The 24,771-nt window shown below is 36.3% G+C and carries 21 protein-coding genes and 1 tRNA gene; 9 read left to right on the top strand and 13 right to left on the bottom strand.

Annotation, left to right across the window (positions count from 1 at the left end):
• Positions 1 to 716 precede the first annotated feature (716 nt).
• Genes JO950_RS04515 through JO950_RS04505 form a run of 3 tightly spaced genes read left to right on the top strand, consistent with a single transcriptional unit; the run spans position 717 to position 7,349 of the window.
• Positions 717 to 3,947, top strand: a complete 3,231-nt coding sequence (locus tag JO950_RS04515) for a TonB-dependent receptor (RefSeq protein WP_202701504.1) — start codon at positions 717 to 719, stop codon at positions 3,945 to 3,947.
• Between the two features lie 18 nt (positions 3,948 to 3,965).
• A complete protein-coding gene (locus JO950_RS04510) occupies positions 3,966 to 5,762 on the top strand; it encodes a RagB/SusD family nutrient uptake outer membrane protein (protein WP_202701503.1) in 1,797 nt (598 codons plus the stop codon).
• Positions 5,763 to 5,795: 33 nt separating this feature from the next.
• Positions 5,796 to 7,349, top strand: coding sequence for a DUF4957 domain-containing protein (locus JO950_RS04505; protein ID WP_202701500.1), 1,554 nt, complete (start codon positions 5,796 to 5,798; stop codon positions 7,347 to 7,349).
• Positions 7,350 to 7,497: 148 nt separating this feature from the next.
• On the opposite strand, the gene JO950_RS04500 is transcribed toward JO950_RS04505, so the two are convergent.
• The 6 genes from JO950_RS04500 to JO950_RS04475 form a co-directional block, all read right to left on the bottom strand.
• A complete protein-coding gene (locus tag JO950_RS04500) occupies positions 7,498 to 7,698 on the bottom strand; it encodes a hypothetical protein (protein WP_017498086.1) in 201 nt (66 codons plus the stop codon).
• Between the two features lie 70 nt (positions 7,699 to 7,768).
• Positions 7,769 to 8,689: an AraC family transcriptional regulator gene (locus JO950_RS04495; RefSeq protein WP_202701498.1), complete on the bottom strand. Its 921-nt coding sequence runs from the start codon at positions 8,687 to 8,689 to the stop codon at positions 7,769 to 7,771.
• A 3-nt stretch (positions 8,690 to 8,692) separates the two neighbouring features.
• On the bottom strand, positions 8,693 to 9,256 hold the full coding sequence (locus JO950_RS04490) for a DUF6642 family protein (RefSeq protein WP_202701519.1): 564 nt from the start codon (positions 9,254 to 9,256) through the stop codon (positions 8,693 to 8,695).
• A gap of 177 nt (positions 9,257 to 9,433) precedes the next feature.
• Complete coding sequence (locus JO950_RS04485; protein ID WP_202701496.1) at positions 9,434 to 9,832, bottom strand: hypothetical protein; 399 nt, start codon at positions 9,830 to 9,832, stop codon at positions 9,434 to 9,436.
• Between the two features lie 451 nt (positions 9,833 to 10,283).
• Complete coding sequence (locus JO950_RS04480) at positions 10,284 to 10,541, bottom strand: hypothetical protein (RefSeq protein ID WP_017498092.1); 258 nt, start codon at positions 10,539 to 10,541, stop codon at positions 10,284 to 10,286.
• A 225-nt stretch (positions 10,542 to 10,766) separates the two neighbouring features.
• Positions 10,767 to 10,840 (bottom strand) — tRNA-Met (locus JO950_RS04475).
• A 155-nt stretch (positions 10,841 to 10,995) separates the two neighbouring features.
• Here JO950_RS04475 and JO950_RS04470 point away from each other — a divergent pair.
• Together JO950_RS04470 and JO950_RS04465 are read left to right on the top strand one after the other, a co-directional pair.
• On the top strand, positions 10,996 to 11,388 hold the full coding sequence (locus JO950_RS04470) for an START-like domain-containing protein (RefSeq protein ID WP_017498093.1): 393 nt from the start codon (positions 10,996 to 10,998) through the stop codon (positions 11,386 to 11,388).
• Positions 11,389 to 11,442: 54 nt separating this feature from the next.
• A complete protein-coding gene (locus tag JO950_RS04465) occupies positions 11,443 to 12,282 on the top strand; it encodes an aminotransferase class IV (RefSeq protein ID WP_202701494.1) in 840 nt (279 codons plus the stop codon).
• Here the strand turns inward: JO950_RS04465 and JO950_RS04460 are convergent.
• From JO950_RS04460 to JO950_RS04435, 6 genes are all read right to left on the bottom strand, one after another.
• On the bottom strand, positions 12,279 to 12,839 hold the full coding sequence (locus JO950_RS04460; protein WP_202701492.1) for a YqgE/AlgH family protein: 561 nt from the start codon (positions 12,837 to 12,839) through the stop codon (positions 12,279 to 12,281). The two genes, JO950_RS04465 and JO950_RS04460, sit on opposite strands and share 4 nt — an antisense overlap.
• A 128-nt stretch (positions 12,840 to 12,967) precedes the next feature.
• A complete protein-coding gene (locus JO950_RS04455; protein WP_017498096.1) occupies positions 12,968 to 13,240 on the bottom strand; it encodes an HU family DNA-binding protein in 273 nt (90 codons plus the stop codon).
• Between the two features lie 179 nt (positions 13,241 to 13,419).
• Positions 13,420 to 14,367, bottom strand: coding sequence for a methionyl-tRNA formyltransferase (gene fmt, locus JO950_RS04450; RefSeq protein ID WP_202701490.1), 948 nt, complete (start codon positions 14,365 to 14,367; stop codon positions 13,420 to 13,422).
• Positions 14,367 to 16,262, bottom strand: coding sequence for an ATP-dependent DNA helicase RecQ (locus JO950_RS04445; protein ID WP_202701488.1), 1,896 nt, complete (start codon positions 16,260 to 16,262; stop codon positions 14,367 to 14,369). Before JO950_RS04445 ends, fmt begins: the two co-directional genes overlap by 1 nt.
• 65 nt (positions 16,263 to 16,327) lie before the next feature.
• A complete protein-coding gene (locus JO950_RS04440) occupies positions 16,328 to 16,861 on the bottom strand; it encodes an AAA family ATPase (RefSeq protein WP_202701486.1) in 534 nt (177 codons plus the stop codon).
• Between the two features lie 390 nt (positions 16,862 to 17,251).
• Entirely contained in the window at positions 17,252 to 18,163 is a 912-nt protein-coding gene (locus tag JO950_RS04435; RefSeq protein ID WP_202701484.1) for a carboxylesterase family protein, read from the bottom strand.
• A 287-nt stretch (positions 18,164 to 18,450) separates the two neighbouring features.
• Between JO950_RS04435 and JO950_RS04430 the strand changes: the two genes are divergently transcribed.
• From JO950_RS04430 to JO950_RS04415, 4 genes are all read left to right on the top strand, one after another.
• Positions 18,451 to 18,747, top strand: coding sequence for a DUF493 family protein (locus JO950_RS04430; protein ID WP_202701482.1), 297 nt, complete (start codon positions 18,451 to 18,453; stop codon positions 18,745 to 18,747).
• 3 nt (positions 18,748 to 18,750) lie between these two features.
• Positions 18,751 to 19,473, top strand: a complete 723-nt coding sequence (locus tag JO950_RS04425; RefSeq protein WP_202701480.1) for a DUF4290 domain-containing protein — start codon at positions 18,751 to 18,753, stop codon at positions 19,471 to 19,473.
• A 97-nt stretch (positions 19,474 to 19,570) separates the two neighbouring features.
• Positions 19,571 to 20,884, top strand: coding sequence for a UDP-N-acetylglucosamine 1-carboxyvinyltransferase (gene murA / locus JO950_RS04420; protein WP_202701478.1), 1,314 nt, complete (start codon positions 19,571 to 19,573; stop codon positions 20,882 to 20,884).
• A 100-nt stretch (positions 20,885 to 20,984) separates the two neighbouring features.
• Positions 20,985 to 21,860, top strand: a complete 876-nt coding sequence (locus JO950_RS04415; RefSeq protein ID WP_202701476.1) for a cation diffusion facilitator family transporter — start codon at positions 20,985 to 20,987, stop codon at positions 21,858 to 21,860.
• A 234-nt stretch (positions 21,861 to 22,094) separates the two neighbouring features.
• On the opposite strand, the gene JO950_RS04410 is transcribed toward JO950_RS04415, so the two are convergent.
• Complete coding sequence (locus JO950_RS04410) at positions 22,095 to 24,584, bottom strand: DUF5686 and carboxypeptidase regulatory-like domain-containing protein (protein ID WP_202701474.1); 2,490 nt, start codon at positions 24,582 to 24,584, stop codon at positions 22,095 to 22,097.
• Between the last annotated feature and the right edge of the window lie 187 nt (positions 24,585 to 24,771).

Raw genomic sequence — 24,771 nt, 5'->3', positions numbered from 1 at the left:
TATTAGTATGTGTGCAAAAGAATATATAAAAGAAATACATTTCTTTCACATAGATTGAAAGAAGAATTCGTCAGGATTAATATTTGCAAATTATATTAAAAAAGAGTCTTTGAACTTATCGGGTTCAAAGACTCTTTTTTTTGTCTTTTATTGTTTTTTGATTCCTCCTAAGCAGGGTTGTGGGATGTCGTGTTTTTTTAGTAAGAATATGGTGTCTTTGTAGTAATAGTGTGACTTCAAAAGCGATATTTTTTGTGACAGGAATACTGTTTTTTGTTGTTTTTTTTGAAAAAACAGCCATTAAAAAAAGCAGGAAAAAGGAGTTGACAATATCGCAATGAGTTTCGTTGTAATCGATTGTTTTTTTTGTAAAACCACGGCAATCCGCTAAAAAAATAAAAATATATTTACTATTTATATCGAACTTAAATTGCATTTGTGATATAAAAAGGCGACTTTATTTTGGGTATGTCATTTATTTTGGGAAATTTTTATGACTTTTAATTTTTTATCTCAAAAAAATATTTAAGTTTGTGTAATCGATTACAACTTTTTTTAAGGCTTAAAAAAGGACCTTATTTCGAAGGTCAAAAACAACCTAAAAAAGAAACTGTTGTCCTAGAAGTGAGGCTTTGACAATCAGTTAAAAAAGAGGTAACCTGATAAAAACGAAATAACCACTTTGAACAAACAATTAATAACTTAAACAATCAATCATGAATTTTAAAGATTTATTTAACAAAGGAGCAAATTGTTGCTTTGCAGTTGTTTTCTTATTGTGCTTACTGGCCGGCAATCAAATGCATGCGCAAAGTATTACACTCGAAGGAACCGTTAAGGATGCTGCAGGACTCACGTTGCCGGGTGTTAATATATTAGAGAAAGGAACAAAAAACGGAACTTCCTCAGATTTTGACGGACGTTACAAATTAAAATTGACCAATCCTAAAGCAGTTGTAACCTATTCGTTTATAGGTTTTAAAACCAAAGAAGTCAATGCTGTCGGAAAAACGAAAGTTGATGTTGTTTTAATCGAAGATTCAAATGCTTTAAATGAAGTGGTTGTGGTAGGTTATGGTACCGTTAAAAAATCGGATCTGACAGGGGCTGTTTCTTCCATTTCAGGAAATGACCTGAAAAAAGTTCCGGTTTCTAATATAGCCGAAGCTTTAACAGGGAGAATCGCCGGAGTTCAGGTTAGTTCAAGCGAAGGTTCACCGGATGCCGATATTAAAATCAGAGTACGTGGAGGCGGGTCTTTAACACAAGATGCTTCCCCATTAATTATTGTGGATGGTTTTCCGGTAAACAGCATGAGTGATATTGCGGCTTCTAATGTTGAATCGATGACGGTTTTGAAAGATGCTTCTTCTACTGCAATCTATGGATCAAGAGGAGCAAACGGGGTTATTATTATTACAACTAAAACCGGTAAAGACGGAAAAATGGCTGTGAGCTATAATATGTTTTACGGAATGAAAACCATGGCCAAAGAAATCGAGGTTCTTCCGGTTGATGATTTTGTAAAATGGCAATACGAATACGCTTTATTGGATCAGACGGATAAAACGATCTTGAGCAATCCAAGTTCCTATACCAAGTATTTTGGTAACTGGCAGGATCGTGATCTGTATAACGGTTTAAAAGGAACGGATTGGCAAAAGCAGGTTTACGGCCGTCGCGGTGAAGTAAACAGCCGTGATTTAGGAATTCGTGGAGGGAATGAAAAGCTTAGTTACAACTTCAACTATGCGTATTACGATGAAAAAGCAATTATGGCAGGTTCAAATTTTAAAAGAAATAACCTCTCATTGGCCTTGAAAAATAAAGCAAGCGAAAAAATAGACCTTGGATTTACAGTGCGTTACTCTGATACTGATATCAATGGTGGTGGTGCAAACGATCAAAATCAGGCTTCATCATTAGACAGCCGTTTGCGTCATAGTGTGGGTTATGCACCTGTTCCAATGCCGGGGTTAACTACTGATAATGATGACCAGTCTGTGAACAGTTATCTGGTTAATCCATTTTTAGCTATAACAGACAATGACCGCCAGCAGTACCGAAAAAATTATAATTTATTAGGAAGCTTTGGATGGAAGCTGGCCAAAGATCTAAAATTTCAAAGTGATTTAGGATTGGACAATTCCAACTATTCTGATTATCGTTTTTATGGGTCTTCTACTTATTTTTCAAGTACAGCCAAGATAGGTGCAGGAAAACCAGGTATGGTCATGAGCGATCGTAAAGATGTACGTTTCAGAAATGCCAATACTTTAAACTATGATTTTAAAAATATTCTGGGAGACAATCATCATTTGACGGCGCTTTTAGGAGAAGAGATGATTACGACAACCTCAAATACCGTAACCACCACGATTTTAAATTATCCGAAATTTTTTGATTTAGATCAGGCTAAGAAATTAACGACACAGGGAACGCCTTTTTCAGTGGACAATTTTTACAGTGCGGATGATAAATTACTGTCCTTTTTCGGACGTTTAAATTATGATTTCAAAGATCGCTATTTAGTAACAGCTTCTTTTCGTGCAGACGGTTCCAGCAGGTTTTTAGGAAACAACCGTTGGGGGTATTTCCCGGCAGCAGCGGCAGCATGGAAAATTTCTGAAGAGAATTTCCTCAAAAATGCTTCCTGGTTAAATCTTCTAAAGCTAAGACTTAGTTATGGTGAGGCGGGTAACAATAACATTCCTGTTGGACAAACCGTTCAGAGTTATTTGTCCAGTACAAATGGGTTCATAAACGGTTTCGATAGCTATTGGTCTCCATCGAGTGTTTTGGCAAATCCGGATTTGAAGTGGGAGACTACTGTAACGCAAAATATCGGTCTTGATTTCGGGTTTTTCAAAAATCGTCTGAACGGAACTTTTGATGTGTACAAAAATGTAACGAAGGATTTACTGATTGAATTTCCGGTAGGAGGTACAGGTTACAAAACCCAGTTTAGAAATATGGGTGAAACACAAAATACCGGTTTTGAAGCCACCCTGAATTTTATAGCCATCGAAAAGAAAAATTTTGGTTTGAGCTTTTCTGTGAATGTTGGAATGAATAAAAATCGAATTAACTCTCTTGGAGTAATGGATAATTTTGGGACAAATACCAATTGGGCGTCTACTGATGTTGGGAATGATTATGTGGTAAATGTAGGTTCTCCAATGGGATTAATGTACGGGTATCAAAGCGATGGGCGCTATGAAGTTTCGGATTTTGATTATACAGGAGGAAGGTATACTCTAAAAGCAGGAGTTGTTGATGCAAGCAGTGTAGTAGGTGCTCTGCAGCCGGGGATGATGAAGCTGAAAAATACAGATGGTTCTGCTGATAATAAAGTGACAGCATCGGATCAAAAAGTAATAGGAAATTCTAATCCAAAACATACCGGAGGTTTGGTTATTAATGCAAATGCTTACGGTTTTGATCTTTCTGCTGCTTTCAACTGGAGCGTTGGTAATGATATTTACAATGCCAATAAAGCCGAGTTTTCAACAGCAAACCGAAACGGGCAATACAAAAATTTAAACACCGAGATGGCAGATGGCAAAAGATGGACAAATTTAGATCCTGCTTCGGGACAATTGGTAACAGATCCTACCGCTTTGGAAGCGTTAAATGCCAATACTACCATGTGGTCTCCTTACATGCAAAAATTCATGTTTACAGACTGGGCAGTAGAAGATGGTTCGTTCTTCAGACTGAATACGCTGACTTTAGGATATAGTACACCGCAAGCCTTAACCTCTAAGCTGGGAGTAAGTAAATTGAGATTCTATTTTACAGCAACGAATGTGTTTGTAATTACAAATTACTCTGGTCCGGATCCTGAAGTATCAACAAGAAGAAAAACTCCGCTAACACCGGGAGTTGATTATTCGGCTTATCCACGCAGCAGGCAGTTGGTTTTTGGTTTAAACCTTAATTTCTAATTTAAAACGTATCACAAAATGAAATATAAAGTAATAATAGCAGGATTGATGATCTCAGGTTTGTTGACTTCTTGTCAGGATTTCGGGGAGGAATATTTTGATACACCGGCACAGTCAACCTTAGACGAACAGCTTATTTTTTCTACTGCCGGATTAGCTCAGGGTGCTGTCGATGGAATAAAAGTCTCATTTGGAGAGGAGCAATCTTATAGAGGAAGACTTTTGACTTACCAAGGACTAAATACAGATACAGAATGGCTTTTGACTTCTTCGAGTGACAATGTCAAATCGGATCTGGTAGTTTACGATGCAAAATCGGATAATACAGAAATGAATTCGCCAAAAAATGCCTGGGCCATGATGTATGAAGGAATTGAACGTGCTAATTTGTGTATCAGAGGTCTGCGCAAGTACGGCAATCCATTACCGAATACAGAGATGGGGCAGTTGTTAGGAGAAGCACTTACTTTACGAGCCATTTATTATGCTGATCTGATCAGAAACTGGGGCGATGTCCCAGCTCGTTTTGAACCTGTTTCTACGTCCACAATCTACGTGTCTAAAACAAGTCGTGACGAAATTTACAAACAGTTAATTGCCGATTTAGGCGAAGCTTCAAGTTTAGTAGCATGGCCTAATGAAACTGCAGTTACAACAAGCACAGAGCGTATCAACAAGGCTTTTGTAAAAGGTTTAAGAGCCCGTTTGGCTTTGATGTCCAGTGGCTTTCAACAATATCCCGACGGAGTGAGAAGAAGTACAGATCCTGCACTTTCAGTAGCGGCAATGTACAAACTGGCATTAGACGAGTGTCGTTCTGTAATTGCCAGTGGTTCTGCACGACTAGAGCCTACTTTTGAAGGTTTGTGGAGAAAATACAATCAGGAAAGTATAACAGCCGGAGGAGAATCGCTTTGGGAAATCCCTTTTGCAGCCACACGTGGCAGAATGTTATTCACTTTTGCGGTGCGACATGATGCTTCGGATCAGTTTCAGCAGATGGGAACTAATAAAGGCGGTGTAAACGGACCGTTGCCATTTGTTTTTTATGACTACGATCAGGCCGACAGCCGCAGAGATGTTACCTGTGTGCCTTACAAATGGGGAGCCGCGGTAAATGGCAAGTCCAAACAGGAACTTACAGATTTACAAACCTGGTATTTTGGTAAATATCGTTTCGAATGGATGAATCGTATCGTTTCGGCGCCAAGTGACGATGGGGTAAATAAAATTTATATGCGTTATGCCGAGGTACTTTTAATGGCTGCTGAAACAGCAAATGAATTGGAAGGCCCGGGATCTGCTGCGGTCTATTTAAAAGAAATCCGCCGCAGAGCGTTTGCTTCGCAAAACCAAGCGGTAAAAGTAGACGCTTATGTAGACGGTCTGACAAGTAAGCAAGCCATGCTGAACGGTATTATTGAGGAGAATAAATATGAGTTTACCGGAGAAATGGAACGTAAGTTTGCGCTGATCCGTTGGAACTTGTTAAAAGTAAAATTAGATGAAGCAAAGGTTAAAATGACTCGTTTAAAAGCACGCAGTGATGAATATGCCAATGTACCTTCAACACTTTATTATAAATACAAAGCAGATAATACTACACTTGAAATTTATGGTTTAAACCGTGGAGAAACTCAGGCGCAGGGTACTGATTATACCTCAAAAAGCTGGGACAAGCTGGATGATAACAAAATAAGTACATTGTATAAAGCCGGAGTTAATCCTGATAAAAGACAATTTTGGCCAATCTGGCAAACGTTTATTGACGGAAGTAATGGACAGTTAGCCAATGACTGGGTTTTTGGAAACTAAAAACAATTAAGAAATAAACTATAGTTTAGAATTATGAACGCAAAATATATATTTAAAGGATTGCTGGCTATGTTTTTATTGGTAATTGCCGGTTGCGAAAGTTACAATGAAGCAGTGCTGGAAGATATAGGAGCTAATAGAGTATTTTCTCCAATAGAACTGAAAGCGGTAGTGAAAAATCAAACCACGGTGGAATTAAACTGGACTGCTAAGGAAGATGTTGATCATTATACGGTAGAATTTAGTGCTGATGATCCGGATTTCAAAACAATTTACAAAACGGTTAATGTTACCGCAAAAGAACTTCCGGTAAAAGTAGCGTTAGAAGGAGAAACGGTTTATTCGATAAGAGTAAAAGCGGTAAGTGCTTCAGGACTTGCCGATTCGAAATGGTCCATAACAACAGCAGCAACATTAACGGAGCAAATCTTCTTCCCTGTGCAGCCTGCCGATATCGAAGCAAAACAAGTGACGTTAAGATGGACGCCTAACAGTTCTGTTACCCAAATTACTGTGGGGCCGGGTGGAATTACTCACACGATTACAGCAGCCGAAAAAACGGCCGGTGCAGCGATAGTTACGGGATTTACAGGAGAAACGGCCTATACTGCCACTTTATTTAACGGAACCAAAAAGAGAGGAGTGGTTACTTTTACTACAGGAATTGATATTGGAACAGCTACTTTAGTTAAACCTACGGATGATTTGAATGCAAAAATCGCAGCGGCAGATCCTGATGCAGTATTGGTATTGATGCCGGGAGAATACAATGTTTTTGTTGGTGAAATTATTTTGAATAAATCGATTACGATTAGAGGTCTAAGAAGCGATAATAAGCCTTTGCTTCATAATAAATTTACACTAAACGCAGGCGCTAAATCCGTTAGTTTAATTGATTTGGATATTAACGGAGACAAAACTCAAAGTGATGCTGTAAAGTACAATGAAGTAAGTACTGCTTATGGGGCACTTTTAATTAGTGGTTGTAATGTTCATGATTTTGTGAAATCGTTTATAACACAAACGGCAACAGGTATTACTAAAATTGTTTCGGTGACGGTTGAAAATAGTGTCGTTACTAACATATTAACGGTACAAGGTGATTGTATCGATTTTAGAACCTCGCATTTGGCATCGTTAACCCTTAAAAACAGTACTTTTAACAATTGTGCTACAGGCCGCGATTTTATCCGTGTCGATAACGCGCCTAACATTACCGGGACGGGTTTAACAACTACAGTATTGGTAGATGCCTGTACCATTTCAAATAAAGCGATGACAGCTTCTAATAGAATTCTGTACGTACGTTTTGCCAGTAATGCTTCGACAATTCGCAACACGCTTTTTGAAACACCATTAGCGATGTATACCAATCAGACCTTAACGACAGCACCTACTTTCTTGAATAATAACTATTTTAATTCGGCTGCATTACATACAGCCGGTGTTGCTGCGGTAAAATATGATGCTTCGGGAACTTACGGAACGTTGGATCCTCAGTTTACGAATAGTGCAACAGGAAATTTTACACTTAAAAATCAAACGTTAATTGATAAAAAAGTAGGAGATCCGCAATGGAGACAGTAATTAGTTTATAAGTTGTTTAAAAAGGAACAGGGATGCAATTGGTTTTGCATCCCTGTTTTTTTGGGTATAGAGGTAAAAAATTACTGACCACTCAAATCAAGCTTTTCTAACAAACAGGCAAGTGTTGTATACTATACTTTTTTTGAATTTATTCTAATTCGACACAATCGAAAATCGCATTCTTGAGAATCTTTTCATTTATTTCAGCCTCACTGTCAATTCTTAAGATATTATCGCAGTCCTCAAGGTCAAAATTCCATATCGCATTTGGTATCCGTTCATCAAGTAATGCACTTGCGAATTCCAGCTTTGATGGTGTGTCAACGGATGTTTTGAAAACGTAAATCATAATTTGTTTTTTTTAACGGAACAAATTTCAATAAACGTTTTTCAAGTTTATAGGATACAGGAAGCAATAATTAGGACTTATCAATCAATTTACGATATTGAATAGGAGTGATTCCTTCATGTTTTTTAAAGAAACGGCTAAAGTAAGAATGATCTTCGTGTCCTACCTGCATGGCGATTTCACTTACAGAAAAGGTAGTTTGATACAGTAGGTATTTAGCTTCTGTTAAAATGGTCTCATCAATCCATTTGACTGCAGACTTACCGGTTGCCGATTTGACTGATTTGTTTAAATGATTGGGGGTAACATTAAGTAAAGAGGCGTAATAATTTACCTGATGATGCGTCCTGATATTAGCGTAAATGAGTTTTTTGAACTTAGCAAAAATAACAGCTGCGGCTGTATTGCTTTTAGATGTTTTGGGAGCATTTTTATTCATCTCAAAGAACAAAGCCATTAAATAAGACTGAACGATATCAGCATTGTCGATTTCAGTTTCAAGATAAGCAGCTTGTAAACGCTCAAAGAGATTCACTATAAAATGAAAGTGGTCCGGAGAGATTGTAATTTTTGGATTTCCTCCAATTTTAAGAAAGTCGAAATCATTTAGCATTTCACTGTTGCCGTATTTGCCGATCAAAACATCCGGATGAAACTGGCAAATAAAACCAATATGTTTCGTGTTAATATGCTCAATAGAGAAAATCTGCCCGGCCGGAACAATAAGCATTTCATTTGGATTGGTTTGGTATTCTTCGAAACCAACCTTTGCAACATGAACTCCGGAAGTCACAAAAAGTATGGTATGACAACTGTGTTTTGAAGGAGGAACAGCGTAACGAAGCTGCATCATTTCTTCCATTTCCAGACAAAAAAAATGGTCAGAGCTGGATTTAAACAATAAATGCATGGGGTTTTCCTGTCCCAGAAATTTTTCACGAAACACTTTCGCACCATAGGTTTTTATCTCTCCGTTGGCATTGCTTTTCATAATTTAATAATACAGTCTAAAATCAAGTAATTTACAAAGCGCATAATGTTTTTGATAAAGTTCTTCCACCACTTCAGTAATGTCGTCATTTTCCTGATACAGACTAAAAAAAGCTTTGTCGATGGTACTACAGCTCGCTATCTTATTATAAGAAGAGCCGTAACCCGAAATCGCCCGTGCACCGGTAATGTCCAAAAAGTACTGCGCTTCTTCGTCGTTTAAATCAAGTACTTTTAAATTGGCAAAATGAATAATTTTTCCTTTCATTTTTCCTTCAAAAAGTTCTGCGATTTCTTCCAGACTATAATAGTAATCATGCAGGCAGATGTTGTTGGGTCCGCCTGGCATTACCAAATAAATAATTTCGTAATCTTTAAAATTGTGATCTTCATAAAGTAAAACATTCAGGCTTTCTTCTAAGCCTTCAATGGTGTCGCAAGTTTTGTAAATACTGGCGATACCCTGATCAATAGCGATTTCTTCCAGGTTTTTTACTACCTGGGTAACAAAATTGTTTTCGATGTCAGGAACACCTTCGAGGCAGAAGATGAATTTTTCGGAATCCATACCAATGTGTGTTTTCGTTCTCACAAAAGTATTTTTAATTGTCGAAGAATTGTTGTCCGAAAGCTATTTTAACGCATTTTTTACATTAAAAAAACAGCTGTATATTCCTGAAAGCAGAAAATCCACTTTTAGTACAACTAAAAATGGATTCCAGGATTGATTTCGTTTTTTTGATTTTTATAAATTTAAATCCAGTTTTGCAATTAAAGTACTAACAGCAAGCACTGGCTGACTAATGGTGTTTGATTCCAGTAGTTTTTGCCACCATTTTTGTTCCTCCTCTGTAAAGGTGTGATTACTGTTGGTTACTGTAGCTGTTCTTTTGTGTCCACAGGCTGCACAAAATTTTGCCTGAGGAGTTCGGTAAGGTTTAGAACAACATTCACAAGGCGGACCGTAAAGATCAATTCGATGATGCATAATAGCATTGGGATTGGTTTCTTTAAATCCGGTTAGTTCTTTATAGTAATTTAGAAGTTCACTGAATCGCTCTGTTCTGGTCATATTACATTTTCCATGTTCAAAGCCATTACGATAGAGTTTAGTTGCAATTTGATATTCTTCTGTATGTAACATAGGAACTTCTGTTTTGCAACGCCAACACCAAAGTTTTTCCATGGTTCGTTTTTTTGGTTTTTATTTTATGGTTAAGTATTATAGTTTTCTTTTTGTGATTTTTATTCTTTTTAATACGCTAAGTTATATCAGTTTTCAGAGAATAACTTACGGTTTCACGTAATTCGCAACAAAAATCGTTTTTTAATAGATGAATTCACTAAGTAGAAATACCTGATTTTGGTTTGGATTTTGAAGTAAGTTTTTGATTTTCGTCTCGTAAAAGACAGTGTGAGCCTCAGATTAAGGTTTTGGAGAAGTTATTTTTGAATAACAAAAGCCGGAGATTAGAATTTGGATGTTCTGAAATTGTTTAGAATCTAACAAAAAAACAAAAAAAAAGAGAAAATCTCACGGTGTGCAGACTTCCTCTTTTTAGAAAATAAATTTTCAATGATATACTAACGATGGTTTATTTTTCCTGCTCCAGATTATCAGCAGCAGAAATCTGATCCAAAATGTTAGTTTGATTAGGTGAAATATAGTTTTTAATCTCAGGATGAGTTTCTTTTTTAAAAAGAAGGTCCAGGGCATTGTACAGTCTTAATAAAACCTCTCTGTCTTCTTTTTCAATCTCTAAAGCAGTGTTGAAATTAAAAACGTAGTTATTCGAATTGCGTACTTCTACTTTTATCGTTTTTGACGTGATTTTAAATTTAACTATATCCATGTTTTTATAAATGATTTAGCTTATAAAATACTATTCTGAACTGTCCGCATACTTTTCTTATAAAAAAAGAAGAAGTATAAAGTCTGAAGTCCGCTGTCGTATTGTTTACATTGTTCGAATTCCAGTTGCTTTTTTTAATTTCCTCATTCTAAATCAACTGGTTAGAGAGGGTGTAAATTTAAATAAAAACCCCTAATCAATTGATGATTAGGGGTTTATTTTTTGTAGCGAGGACGGGAATTGAACCCGTGACCTCAGGGTTATGAATCCTGCGCTCTAACCAACTGAGCTACCTCGCCAAGACTGCAAGTAGAACCGTGTTCCTCATTGCGGGTGCAAAGATAGAAATAATATTAAAGCATACAAGCATAAAATGAAGAAAAAAAAATATTTTTAAAAATGTGTTGTTTTTGGACATATATTCTTATATTTCCAAAAAAATTAAAAGTAGCACATGGATCCAAAAATACGTTACGAAATCGAGTTTCCGATCAATTCTTCGCCGCAACTATTGTATCAATATATATCAACTCCGTCAGGATTATCAGAATGGTTTGCTGATAATGTGAATTCAAGAGGAGAATTTTTTACTTTTATCTGGAATGACTCACAGGAAAAAGCACGTTTGGCTTCCAAAAAAACAGGTGAAAAAGTCAAATTCAAATGGGTGGATGAAAGTAGTAAAGACACGGAGTATTTTTTTGAATTGCATATTCTGGTTGATGAACTTACCAAAGACGTATCGTTAATGGTAGTTGATTTCGCTGATAAAGAAGAAGTAGGAGAAGCTAAACAACTGTGGGAGAATCAGATCTCAGACCTGAAACATCTTATTGGATCTGTTTAGTAAAATTCTATTTTATACCTTATATTTGCCCTGAACAAAATTCAGGGTTTTTTTATGATTAATTTTAACGGAAATATAGTAGCAGAAGAAGATAATATATTAACTCAAAACCGCGCATTTTTATACGGAGATGGTGTTTTTGAAACAGTAAAAATTATCAATAATAAAATCTTGTTCCTAGAAGATCATTATTTCAGATTAATGGCTTCCATGCGTGTGGTTCGAATGGAAATTCCGATGAATTTTACCATGGAATATTTTGAAGAGCAGATTTTAAACCTCGTTCAGCAAAAAGGAATTTCGGCATCAGCCAGAGCCAGAATTACTGTTTTTAGAAAAGAGGGCGGACTTTATTTGCCTAAAACAAATGAGGTTTCGTATTTGATTCATGCAACAGTACTTGAAGATGTTTTATATGCTTTAAATTCAGCTGAATACGAAGTGGATTTGTATAAAGATTTTTATGTGACGAAGCAATTGTTGTCGTCGATCAAAACTACTAATAAGATGATAAATGTTACCGGAAGTGTTTTTGCTCATGAAAATGGTCTGGCCAATTGTATTTTACTTAACGATACAAAAAATGTAGTTGAGGTATTACAGGGGAATTTATTTATGGTTATGGGTAAAAAACTTATAACTCCACCGGTTTCTGAAGGTTGTCTGAACGGTGTGATGCGCAAGCAGATTTTAGCTTTGGCTAAAAAAGTAGAGGGCATAGAAGTAGTGGAGGAAATAATTTCACCATTTGATCTTCAAAAAGCTGATGAGTTATTTCTGACTAATGTGATCATGGGGATACAGCCGATCACGAAATATCGAAAAAAGGACTTTACAAGTAATTTGGCTCAGCTGTTGTTACAAAAGCTGAATGAATCCATTTCTGAAAATTAATTCAGATATGGATTTTCAGGTGCATTTGACCAGATAAGGTAATCGCCTCCAAGTTCAATGATTTGCTCTTTCCAGAAATGGGTGGTTGATTTTCCGATAATTTTATTTTTATAATTATTATCGGCAATAATCCAGGAGTTCCCCTGCATTTCATTCTCAAGCTGATTTTCATCCCAACCGGTATACCCTAAGAAAAAACGAATGTTATTTTTACTGATAGATCCGTTGTTTATTAAGTCCTTGGTCGATTCAAAATCACCTCCCCAATAAATTCCATTAGAAATCTCAACACTATTCGGGATTAACTCTGGAATATTGTGAATAAAATAAAGGTTGTCCTGTTCAACAGGACCTCCGTTATATATCTTGAAAGAGGCTTCAATCTCAGGAATCAGGTCATTAATAGTGTACTTTAAAGGTTTATTAATGATAAATCCTATTGATCCTTCTTTGTTATGGTCTGCTAATAAAATTACCGATCTATTAAATGATAAATCTCCAATTATAGAAGGCTCGGCAATAAGCAGGTGTCCTTTTTTTAATTTTTCTGAAATCATACGGCTACAATTTTTATTAAATTTAATCATAAAATTTCTAAAATCCCAAATAAAATCGTTGAAGCGCAAAAAAAAACCCTTCATAAGAAGGGTTTTGATTATATTATTAGTTTAGAGAACTTTCTTACTTAGTTCACTGCACCTTCTAATTCAGCTCCAGCTTTGAATTTTACAACATTTTTCGCAGCGATTTGAATAGTTTTTCCTGTTTGTGGGTTTCTACCGTCTCTTGCAGCTCTAGCAGATACAGACCATGATCCAAAACCTACTAATGAAACTCTCCCACCTTTCTTTAGAGTAGCTCCTACGTTCCCTAAAAATGACTCTAAAGCTAATTTTGCCGCAGCTTTTGTGATTCCTGCATCAGCAGCGATAGCATCGATTAATTCTGATTTGTTCATAATATTAGTTATTAATTGTTGGTTAAAAAAAATTGTTAATACACAAATTTAATAGGAAATCCGTTCCTTGCAAGTGTTTTCTTTATTTTTAGTAAAAATTGTTAATAACTTGCTTTTTTTGTTCATAAAGCAGAGCGTTAGTTGGTCAAAATCAGGTAGAAACCCCTGTTTTATTGACCTTAATAGACTTTGGCACTTTCAGAAAAAGTGATTCCATTGAGTAATTCTGCTACCTGCATTCTTTTTTTTCCGGGCAGCTGTAAACTCAAAAGTTGAATGTAACCATCTTTAACTGCAACTTTGATTTCTTTTTTGCTGCAAATCAGACTTCCAGCTTCGTGAGAATGTGTCTCAGGAAGCAGTTTTGCCTCATATATTTTGATGGTTTGTTCTTCTTCTCTGTCTTTTAAAAAGCACCAGGATGCAGGATACGGACTTAAACCGCGAATGAGATTGTTGATTTCGGCACCGGATTTGGTCCAGTCGATTTTGCAGTTTTCTTTGTTTAATTTGTAAGCGGTTTTTATTTCGGCGGTGTCTTCCTGAATGGTAGTTTTTACATTTCTGCTTTCAATAACTTTTAAAGTGTCAATAACAGTTTCGCTTCCTAATGCCATAAGTCGGTCGTGTAATTGTCCGGCATTTTCTTCCGGCTCAATTGCAATTTCCGAATTCAGGATCATTGCTCCGGTATCTATTTTGTCATCGATAAAGAAGGTGGTGACTCCAGTTTTGGTTTCTCCGTTAATAATGGCCCAGTTAATTGGTGCGGCACCACGGTAATTTGGTAATAAAGAAGCGTGAAGGTTAAATGTTCCAAATTCCGGCATTTCCCAGACGACTTTTGGAAGCATTCTGAAGGCAACTACAATTTGTAAATTTGCATTCAGCGCTTTTAACTCCGCTAAAAAAGTCTCGTCTTTTAAGTTTGTTGGCTGAAGTAACGTAAGGTTATTTGCCAATGCATATTCTTTTACTGCTGAGTATTTTATTTTTTGTCCGCGTCCTGCAGGTTTGTCTGCCGCAGTAATTATACCCACAACATCGTAGTTGTTTTTAAGAATGGTGTCCAAAATGCCGACAGCAAATTCGGGAGTCCCCATGAAAATAATTCTCAATTTTTCCATTATGATTTTAAAGTGTATTTATTGTTCGCCAGTATGGTGATATGATTGTTTTCTAATAATTTCTGAAGTACCAAAATAATATCATTGGCATCCATTTTAATTTGAGACTGAATTTCTCTAGAAGTCAAAGCGGTTGATTTTAGCAAATACAGAATTTTATCTGCAATCGAATCGGCTTCAGTGATTTTGCCTTTTAGCGTAATGCAATAGGAGCAAACGCCACAATTTTCGTTGGTTTCTTCTCCAAAATAATCCAGAATCAATCTGTTTTTACAGGTTTTGTTTTCTTTTATATAATAGAGGACGGAAGAAAGTTGTTCTTTTTTGAGTTCATTCTGTTTTTCCAGATATTTAGAAACGCGATTTATAGTTAATTCGTCTTCACGCACTTCATTAAATAACACAGTTGAATCGTTGTTTTTGGCTTTGTATTCGATAATTTCTTTCTCTTTTAATTTTTCTAAAAGAGATAAAACCTGTTCTTCTGTATGGTGTGATTTTTTTGCAATCAGCGAAAGATTAAAAGGAGTTTTGATGTCATAAACTCCGGGGTAAGTTCTTAGAATTGCTAATATAATTTCCTCGTCGTTTGGATTGAGATTCATGTATCGAATCACCTCTTTGGATTCGATTATAAATTGTAAAGTAATTTTTTCTGAGAATTCCTGCGACAAAGTAATGATTCCCTGTTGGTTTAAAAACTGCAATGCATTGTATGTTTTTAAAGTGGGGAAATCGTATTTGTTGCAAAAGTTATTTAGTTTAAAAGAAAAGGACTCGTCTAAACCTTCTCCATACGCAATTTGAAAATAATTACAGAGTTTTATATACATTGCTTTTAGAAACTTTTTATCGGGCAGAATGCTTAAAAACTGCTGTTCAGTTTGAGTGGCATCTGAATTATTAAAGAGCAATACCGAAAAAGCTTTTTCTCCATTTCGTCCGGCTCTTCCGGATTCCTGATAATAGTTTTCTAAGTTTTCGGGTAGTTGTGTGTGAATGACTGTTTTTACATTGTCTTTGTCGATTCCCATTCCAAACGCATTAGTCGCTACAATAACCTGTGCTTGTTCCGACATCCAAAGCTGCATGTTTTTGTCTTTTTCTTTAGCCGAAAGTCCGCCATGGTAATAGGTTGCAGTAAAACCTAATGATTGTAATTGAGTGGAAAGGTTGATGCACGATTTTCGATTTCGTACATATATAATAGAGGGCTGCGGGTTTTTCTTTAAGATTTGTTCGGTGCGATACAGCTTGTCTTCGACTTCAAAAACCATGTAGGCAATATTTTTTCTTTCAAAAGATTGCTGAAAAAGTACGGGGTCTTTTAATCCCAGTTCTGTTTTAATGTCTTCGATGACTCTGGGTGTTGCTGTTGCAGTTAAAGCTAAAAACGGAATCTTTGAAAAATATTTTTTAAGTTCTGAAATTTTCAGATAGGCAGGGCGAAAATCGTGTCCCCATTGTGAAACACAATGCGCTTCGTCGATTGCAATTAGATTAATCGGAAGGTTTTTAATGCGTTCCAGTATCCAGTCTGATTGCAGTCTTTCGGGAGAAAGATATAAAAACTTGTAATTGCCGTATTGGCAATTGTCAAGAAGATCTATAATTTCTTCGGTATGAATACCTCCTGTTAGTGCAATAGCTTTTATGTTGCGTTTCTGCAGGTTGGCAACCTGATCTTTCATAAGAGCAACCAAAGGTGAAATGACTAAGCAAATGCCTTCCAGTATCATACTTGGAACCTGAAAACAAATCGATTTTCCTCCACCTGTTGGCAGCAGGGCAAAGGTATCCTGACCGTCCAAAACAGAGTCAATAATCTCCTTTTGCATCGGTCTGAAACTGTCGTGTTTCCAGTATTTTGAAAGAATTTCCTGTGCTTGTGGCATTGGTCGTGTTTTAAAGTTAAAAAATTTAGAAATCAGTTTCTAGTTTTGCAACTTTAAACGCCTGCCTAAATTTTATCTAAGATATAAAGAATTCTGTTTTCAACCGTATCTTTAGGTACTTCAATTAAGTCGTAGCCATATTTTTTATAGGTATCAACAAGGTGTTTTTGGATTTTTTCGGCCTGCTCAAAATTTTCGTAACGCTCGGTGTCGCTTTCGTAAATTTCTTCCCATGGCGGTAAAATGAAAGTTTTTGAATATTTATAATCCTTACAGGCTTTTACAAAACTTTCAGGATAATCATCATTAATGTAATCCATGTAAGCTACAACATCGGGAATTCCACGGTCGATAAAAACTACATTGTGAGGTTCTTCAATCGCATTTTCAAATTGTTTAATTCGGCCATTCAATAACATTTCGCTGAACAATAAAGGTTGTTCTAAAAATAATTGCTCGATGCCTCTTTGTTGCGCTTCGAGTGTAACTTGTCTTGAAATTTCAGGGTAACAGCAGTAGCCACGAGCTACCAATTCGTTGATTAGAGTAGATTTTCCCGTTCCCGGGCCACCAATGAGAACTATAATTTGTTTTTGCACTTTCTAAAAATAAAGCGCAAATTTACCTAAACTTATTGGTATTTAAAAAGATTATTTTGCCTTAAACGAACGATTTCGCAATTTAAAATAAATGTAAGCTTCGGCGGTTTGTTAAAAATCTTTTGTTTTTTGAATTTCAAGAAGCTCCGAAGTGACGTAATATTTATAGGACCCTCATTGGGGAGAAATAAATTTTAGCCGGGATATATCGCTCCGTTGGAGCTTTTGGTATTGGGAAATCGTATTCGTTAGAGATATTGTGCTGCGCTGGAGCAGTTTCAAAAGATGTCTAGATTTCAGGATTTTTTTGAAAAGCCAATATATCTTAGAAAATATTGATAAGTCCCATCGGGACGTAATATTTATAGAACCCCCATTGGGGTGAAATGATTATTCACAAAACAAATAATTCCCGGGGCTTTTCTTTTGTGAAGGAATAATCAAATGCGATTCGATTTTTTTGCCTTTCAAAACGTTATTTACAAAATCCAGAACATATTGTTGTCCTTCATGAAATAAATATCCCGAAAATTCGTGTCCGCCTCCACAAAAAGTAATCAATTCTATATTTTTGTGTAAGTCTTTCATGTGATTGTATACGGCATAAGATCCAAATAAAATCAGCCAGCCAGAAGCATTTGGTAGGCAGGAGCGATGCGAGCCTGCATTGTAAGGAACCGTTTCGTCGTTGTTTCCGTGTGCTAACAACATTGGAATCGCTTTTTCTTTGGTAATTAGATTAATGTCCATAATAGCACCCGAGCCTCCAATGAAACCGGCATATTTGAAATCAGGAGATAAATTGTTTGGGTACAAATTCATCAGTTTGTAATCCCAGAAAGAAGCGTGAAAGCCAATTTCGGCACCTGCGCTGATCCCTGAAATAAAGAATTTTGAGGTGTCGAGATTGTATTGGGCTGCATTCTCAGTTAAAAATGAGGTGGCTTGCCACATATCACTAACGCCAATTTGAATTGCTTTTATCTTTTCGGTTAAAGTGCCTTTACAGCCAAAATCTTTTCCTTTCATGTACAGGCTGTAGGAGATGCTGGCAACCGCGTAGCCGTTTTTCGCCATAAAAAGGCCAAAATCTTTTTCACTGGTTCGTTCTCCACCCGAAAAACCTCCTCCAAATGCGAATAAGATTAATGGAGTTTTTTCATTTGTTTTTTTTTGGGGCAGGTATAAATCTAAATCCAGTCTGAGTGTGTCGTTTTGGAAATAGGTTAAAGTTTTAATTTCCTGTGCGTGAATGTTGTGAAAAGTGAGAGTAGTAAAAAGAAAGATGATAATTTTTTTCATTGTGGTGTGGTTCAATCCCGTAATCCTGATAGCTATCGGGAGCAAAGGTGTGAAGTTTTTCAAATATAAAAGTTTGCCACGAATTCCACTAATTTCAGCTGCTTTTTTAGGTAGTAACTTGTTTTAAAATGGTGCAAAAACTACAGTTTTTATCTGTTGTTTTAATTAGTGATAATTAGTGGAATTTGTAGTAAAAAAACAATCATTATTTCCTTCTGAAAAATCTAAAATCTAAAACCGAAAGTCTGAAATCAAAACCGTATATTTGCGTTTATTTTTAATTACGAATGGAGAACGATAAAGAAAAAAACACCGCTGAATTTTACGAAAGATTAAAAGTTGAGTTAGACAATTCAAATACCTGGCCAGCAGAATACTTGTATAAATTCATAGTTCCTTCAGTAGACGATAATGTTGAGCGAGTTGAAAAAGCTTTTGACAGTATGGGAGCGGTTATCAAAACCACAAAATCTAAAACCGGTAAATTTACCAGTGTTTCGGTTGATGTTACCATGCATAGTGCTGAGCAGGTGATTAGCAAATACAAAGAAGTTTCTACCATAGAAGGTATAGTTTCATTATAACTTATGAACGAAAAATATAAAAAAGAAAGTGCGAATGACGTTGTTTTTAATTTAGAATACAATTCTGAAAGACAACGGTTAATCATTCCGGAATACGGTCGTCATTTGCAAAAATTGATCGATCAGGCTACTGCAATTGAAGATGCCGAAACACGCAACAAAGCTGCTAAATACATTATTCAGGTAATGGGAAGTCTGAATCCGCATTTGCGGGATGTGCCGGATTTTCAGCATAAATTATGGGATCAGCTTTTTATTATGTCTGATTTCAAATTGAATGTTGATTCGCCGTACCCAATTCCGTCTCGTGATGTTTTGCAGTTAAAACCGGATGCTTTACAGTATCCGCAGAATTTTCCAAAATACAGATTTTACGGAAACAATATCAAGTACATGATCGATGTTGCCAATAAATGGGAAGATGGCGAGATGAAAAATGCTTTGGTAATGGTGATTGCCAATCACATGAAAAAGTCTTATTTAAGCTGGAACAAGGATACCGTAAAAGACGATGTGATTTTTGAGCATCTGTATGAGTTGTCGGGAGGTAAAATCAATTTGCTTCAAAGTTCAGAAGAGCTTTTAAATACAACTGATTTATTGCGTACCAATAAGCGTATGTCGAATAAGATTACACCGGCAGGACAACCAAAAATCCAAAACAATAAAAACAATAAAGGTCCAGGAAAACCGAAACCTTTTCAGAAAAATAATAATCAGAAGTAAAAAAGTAGCTAAGATGCTAAGGGACTGAGGTACTAAGATTTTTTCTTAGAGTCTTAGAACCTGAGAATCTCAGAACCTTAGAACCTAAAAAAGAAATATGGGAATTTTTAAAATCGAAGGAGGAACACCTTTAAAAGGAGAAATCACTCCGCAAGGAGCAAAAAATGAAGCATTACAAATTTTATGCGCCGTGCTTTTAACGGGGGATAAAGTGAGAATTAATAATATTCCCGATATTATTGACATCAATAAATTAATTACTTTATTGGGTAATTTAGGTGTGAAAATCCAACGAAATGAGCCAGGTTCGATTACGTTTCAGGCAGATGAGGTTAATGTAGGTTATCTGGAAACTGAAGCTTTCAAAAAAGAAGGTGGAGCTCTTCGTGGATCTATTATGATTGTTGGACCGCTTTTGGCACGTTTTGGTAAAGGATATATTCCAAAACCTGGAGGAGATAAAATTGGGCGTCGCAGATTAGATACACACTTCGAAGGTTTCATTAATCTTGGAGCAAAATTCAGATACAACAGAGAAGATCATTTTTATGGAGTAGAATCTCCTGAAGAAGGTCTTACCGGAACAGATATGCTGCTTGATGAGGCATCAGTAACCGGAACAGCAAACATTGTCATGGCTGCTGTTTTGGCAAAAGGAACAACAACTGTTTACAATGCTGCGTGTGAGCCTTACTTACAGCAGTTGTGTAAAATGTTAAACTCTATGGGAGCTAAAATTACCGGAGTAGGTTCAAACTTATTGACTATTGAAGGGGTGGAAAGCCTTGGTGGATGTGAGCACACAATTCTTCCGGATATGATCGAAATTGGTTCATGGATTGGTCTTGCGGCGATGACAAAAAGCGAAATTACAATCAAAAATGTAAGCTGGGAAAATTTAGGTTTAATTCCAAACACATTTAGAAAATTGGGAATTACCATTGAAAAACGCAATGACGATATTTACATTCCTGCTCATAAAGACGGATACGAAGTAAAAACGGATATTGATGGTTCTATTTTAACTATTGCTGATGCACCATGGCCAGGATTTACTCCTGATTTATTGAGTATTGTTTTGGTTGTAGCAACACAAGCCAAAGGCGATGTTTTAATTCACCAGAAAATGTTTGAAAGCCGTTTGTTTTTCGTAGATAAATTAATCGATATGGGAGCAAAAATTATGTTATGCGACCCGCACAGAGCGGTGGTTATGGGACATAATTTTGAGTCTCAACTGAAAGCAACAACCATGTCGTCTCCTGATATTCGTGCAGGAATCTCATTGTTGATTGCCGCTCTTTCAGCAAAAGGAACAAGTACGATTCAAAATATCGAGCAAATTGACCGTGGTTACGAACGTATCGATGAGCGTTTGAGAGCCATTGGAGCAAAAATCGTGAGAGCGTAAGCGTAGAAATATTTGCCACGAATTCACGAGTTTAAACTAAGATTATACTTTTTTGTATAATTCGTGAATTCGTGGCAAAAAAAAGTATAAACGTAGTTAAATGACAGATGAACAAAAAGCTGTAAAAGCTACTTATTTCAGTATTATAGGAAACACCTGCTTAGCCATCTTAAAAGGGCTGGCAGGTTTTTTTGGCAATTCATATGCCCTAATTGCCGATGCAATCGAATCGACAACCGATATATTTTCGTCATTTTTGGTCCTGTTCGGAATTAAGTATTCGAATAAACCAGCAGACGAAAATCATCCTTATGGTCACGGTCGGGCAGAACCTTTAATTACGTTTTTGGTGGTTGGTTTTCTGATTACTTCAGCGACTATTATCGGATATGAGAGTATTGCTAATATCCAGACTCCGCATGATTTACCAAAAACCTGGACACTTTATGTTTTGGGAGCTATTATCATATGGAAAGAATATTCATTTCGTTTGGTAATGAAAAGAAGCAAACAAACCAACAGCTCATCATTGGCGGCAGATGCCTGGCACCATCGTAGTGACGCGATCACTTCAGTAGCGGCGTTTGCCGGAATTTCGATTGCCTTGATTATGGGGCAGGGGTATGAATCAGCAGATGACTGGGCGGCGCTTTTTGCTGCTTTTTTTATCTTATACAACAGTTATAAAATTTTCAGACCAGCCTTGGGTGAAATTATGGACGAAAATCTGAACGATGATTTAGTCGAAGAAATCCGTGTAAAGGCTTTAACAGTTCCGGGTATTCTGGGTACCGAAAAATGTTTTATCCGTAAAGCAGGAATGCGATATCACGTAGACCTTCATGCCATAGTTTCGGCTAAAATTTCGGTGAAAGAAGGGCATGAGTTATCACACAAACTACAGGATACCTTAAAAGAAAAAATTCCGCAATTGGGCAATGTGTTGATTCATATTGAACCGGATGATTATCATTGAGGAGAAAGACTCTAAGTGGCTAAGGACCTAAGATGCTAAGGTTCTGAGATGCTAAGGAAAAACTTAGAATCTTAGAACCTTAGTTTCTCGGTAACTTTTTCAAATCATTTTGCTGGATTCTTCCTATAGAATAGGAGATGATTATATTGAGGGGAAATACTCTAAGTGGCTAAGGTTCTAAGATGCTAAGGAAAAACTTAGAATCTTAGAACCTTAGTTTCTCAGTAACTTTTCCTAGTCTAGAACATTCAAAATCTTCAATCCGAAGACAACGCCATTTTGCTGAATGCCTCCCTGGTAAGAATGAACATAATCTACTCTGAAGATTTTGAACTTCCCAAATCCTAAATTGTCTAAACCAGCAGTAAACTCAGTGTAAGGTTTTCTGTTCGGTACGGCCAGTGAATGAAAACCAATGTTCATCGTTGATTTTAAAAGATTCAAAAGCGGGATTTTATTCATAATGTAGCCTTTGTCGTTGTGTTCCAAATGCATTTCGAAATAACTGTCGTTGGTGCTGTTGGTGTAGTAAGGCATCAGGTTGAACACATTCAGGTAACGGCTGCTTGTGCCAATGTGAGTCTGGTTTCCGTTAAAATGTTTGTAATCGACAAACGAAATGTTATCAGCATTAAAGAATTTGGCGGCTTTAAAACTCATTCCTAAAACGCCTTTATTACCCAATGATAAATCGTAGAGAACTGCCGCTCCTATTTTTTCAAACTCATATTTCTTTTCGCTTGCTGCAAAGGCTTTCTCAACATTTAAGAAGAGTGTTGGAAATTTGTCGTTTTTAAAATTATATCTTCCATCTGGTCTCGAAATGTATTTGTTTCCAAAGTTAATTCGGGCACTTAAAGCTGTTTTGAACAAATGATGTTTTTCAAATGCAGGAGTGGTGAAATCGTTTGGAGCTAATGGATTGTTGGAAGAGTATAAGTCATCTCTTTTGAAGAAAGAATAATCGGTGGTGTTAAAAAGCGGTTTTCGCTGCTCATAACCCAATTTTGCATTGAGACTGACACCATTTAGAACGTTTTGCGAATAGTTGATCTGTGCAAACTCTAAATTATACAGTTTCATGTAATTGTCTTTAAAAAATAAAGAACTTATAGAATTGATCAACTTGGTTATGGGTTCGGCACTATTGAATTGTGCTACTTTAGTCCCCCCTGAGGCACTAATCGTAGCGTGATTTATATTGTTGAATTTATGAGTGAATTCTCCGGTAATCCTAAAGTGTTCATCTGAAAAGCCATAATTAAAAGTGGTACTTAACGAAGTCGTTTTACTTTCGTCTTCACTCCATTTCTTAAAAGAGAAACCGGAATCCAGATTAAATCCCTGAATGGTATTAAAACTTAGCGAGGCCAAATTCAACAATCCTTTATATTCGAAAGAATGTCTTTTGTAAGTATTTTTATAATCGTAGCCCATTAAGACATCCAGAACTTTAAATTTGTTGTTTTTGGCATCAACGGAGTCCGTATATTTTTGAGATTTTCTGATTATTTGCAGACTATCCTTTTTAGTGTAATCGGTACTTTCTTCAATGGTTAGAGGAATTGGACGAATGTTGTTCCAGAAAGTATCATCCTTTTTGTTTGCGTTGAGTTCGAAAGAGACAATTTCATTACCGAATGTTTTGTTTTCAAACGAAGCAGGAAAGTCGTAATTGGAATATATATAAGCAAATTTTCCGGAGAATTTAATACCAAAAATACCGGCAGTGAAATCTAAGGTTTGTGCATTTTTAATCCAGATTTTATTTTGTGTATTGTAGGTAAAATTTTGTTTTAGATTCATTACCTCCGTGAATTCGTTTTTCATGCGATAGCCTTTGATGTCCAAATCGATAGCGTAAATGGCAAAGCTGTCATCTACAATGTAAATGTAGCCTTCAAAAACAGGTTCTTTATCGCGTTTTGGGATTACCTTGATTTTATAGATCTGCTGTTTATTGTCGTCAAAAAAAGTACCTTCGAGTTTGTATTTATAATAAGCGAAAGCATTGTCGGCAATAGGAGAAATGAGTTTGGTGTCGAAGTTTATCGTGTTTTCATAAAAATCATAAGTCGACCGTGAAGCAGTATTGTAGCTATATCCTCTATTGTTTCCCGAGATTTTAGAAGCGATAATGCGTTCTTTTAATTTGTTAGGTTTTTCAAAAGTAACCTTAGAAATGGTTTCGGATAAATATAAAATACCAGTTCCGGTAGAATCTAAATTTGATGCAAGATCGTCACCCAGATCTACTTTTTGTCCCAAAATCTTCTTAGGTAAGTCTTTGACTTTAAACATTCCTTTGGAGTAGAAATCGGCGGTATATCGCGCAATTTTGTCGGAGTTGTCTTTTTTGGCCGCCATAGCACTTTTAATAATGGCGTTGGCAGGATTGTTTTTAGGGTCAATCACCACCTCATTTAAAGCAAAACTTTCCTCAGACATTTTCACATCCGGCAGTGTCGTTTTTGCGTCAGCAGGAATTGTTATTTTTTGAGTTTTATATCCCAGGTATTGAAAAACGATTTTGTTTTTGCCCGGCTCTTTTACGGTAAGCTGGTATTTTCCCTGCTCGTTAGAAGTCGTTCCGCTATAGGTGTTTTCTTCAAAGACGGATACAAAGGGCAAAGGTGTCCCTTTTTCATCGGTTACGGTTCCCTTAATTTGGGCGAAATTTGAAACGGAAAAGAATAAAAAGGCAAGTAAAGTATAGTTTTTCATGAGAGTCGTATCTCTCACAAAAATAGAATAAGTTAAAAATGAGGCTATTAAAAATTTGTTAAATGTAAGATGCTAAGTGTGAAATGTGATCTGAAATGTTGTATTTGTTTAAATAGTAAATCCAGGAACATAATACATTTGGTCACGACTTAAGAATCAAAAATCGTTAATCAAAATTATTTATTGG

The organism is Flavobacterium sp. UGB4466 (assembly GCF_903469665.1).
Lineage (GTDB): Bacteria > Bacteroidota > Bacteroidia > Flavobacteriales > Flavobacteriaceae > Flavobacterium > Flavobacterium lipolyticum.
Note: the sequence above shows the minus strand (reverse complement) of the source record. Positions and strands in the feature narration are given on the sequence as shown.